Source organism: Empedobacter sp. UBA7611 (assembly GCF_002484365.1).
In the GTDB taxonomy this organism is placed as follows: domain Bacteria; phylum Bacteroidota; class Bacteroidia; order Flavobacteriales; family Weeksellaceae; genus Empedobacter; species Empedobacter falsenii_B.
Genome location: NZ_DLJR01000038.1, coordinates 1 through 1428, shown reverse-complemented (window position 1 = coordinate 1428; position 1428 = coordinate 1). Strand labels below are relative to the sequence as shown.

The window sequence follows — 1428 nt, the reverse complement described above, 5'->3', positions numbered from 1 at the left end:
GGAACTTCTTTGAAACCGATTAAATTAAAGAATTTTGCAACGAAAAAACCAAGATATGACCCAACAAATAACGAAGGCGCGAAGTTTCCTCCGTTTCCTCCACTTCCTAAAGTTAAACCTGTTGCAATAGATTTGATTAAAATTGTGACAAAAACAAATCCTAAAACTATCCATTGATTCGTTCTAAAACTCTCTAACAATGAATTATTTAAAATAAAACCAGCTTCATCATTTGCTAAATATTTTATACTCTCATAACCTTCACCAAATAATGTTGGGAAAAAGAAAATCAATATTGCTAAACTTCCCGCTCCAACAATCGCTCGCCAATATACATTATCCGAATAATTCCCTATCAAATGTTCAACTTTACGAAATAATCGAGCATGGTAAACTGAAACAAACCCCGCTAAAACACCCAAAATCACATAGAAAATAACATTATGATAATCAAATCCTAACGCATAACGAAAGGATAATAACATATTGCTTTTTAATGTTAAATTGGCAATTAAAGCTCCTGTTGCAGAAGATAACAATAAAGGAATAAAAGCAGTAACACTCATATCCGCTAATACAATCTCTATCGCGAACAAAACACCTGCAATTGGTGCATTGAATGCAGTCGCAATACCAGCTGCAACACCACAAGCCAACAAAAGTGTTCTTTCTTTGTATTTGAATCTGTAATATTGTGCATAATTAGAACCAAAAGCTGCACCAGTAATTGTAATTGGAGATTCTAAACCAGCCGAACCACCCATACCAACTGTTAAGGAACTCGTTAAAATCTGAGCATACATCTGTTTTTTAGGCATTATTCCAGACTTTTTAGCTACAGCAATCATAATTTGAGAAGTTCCCTTTTCTATCGAACCATCCAAAAATTTCTGCACAACAAAAACCGTCAACAAAATACCTATAATTGGCAATATACTATTGATATAAGGTAGTTTGACTAAATTATTAATATAAATAGTAAATTGAAAAACATTGTGCGCAAAAGTTTTTAGCACAATCACTGCAAAAGCAGATGAAATAGCTACTAAAATACACGATAAATACAAAAATTGTCGCTCTGATAAAACCAATTTTAACAGGTTCAACAAGTTTTGAAAAAAATTAAATGATTTTTTAATGTATTGAAAAAACTTTTGTTTTGTAGAAAGTCGCATACTTCAAAAATAGTGTACCTTTTGTTTATTGCCTAATTTAACTGCCACGAATTACACAAAAAGTAAACCAATAATACATAAAAGAATAAATTTTTTGAGAAAAAAAATAATTAATCATCTAATAACTATTTAATGCTAACAACTTCAATGATCTATAAACATTCACTTTTATAAATTATTTACTTTTCTATGATTCACTAAATAAAAGAATATTCATTAAAAGCATTTTTACAATTGTAATCTTCCCCTTGTT

1 protein-coding gene is annotated in these 1428 nt (G+C 30.2%); it reads right to left on the bottom strand.

Annotated elements, in window-relative coordinates:
* A partial coding sequence (locus tag B3R94_RS05875; protein ID WP_291099398.1) for a chloride channel protein occupies positions 1 to 1175 on the bottom strand: 1175 nt, incomplete at its 3' end.
* Between the last annotated feature and the right edge of the window lie 253 nt (positions 1176 to 1428).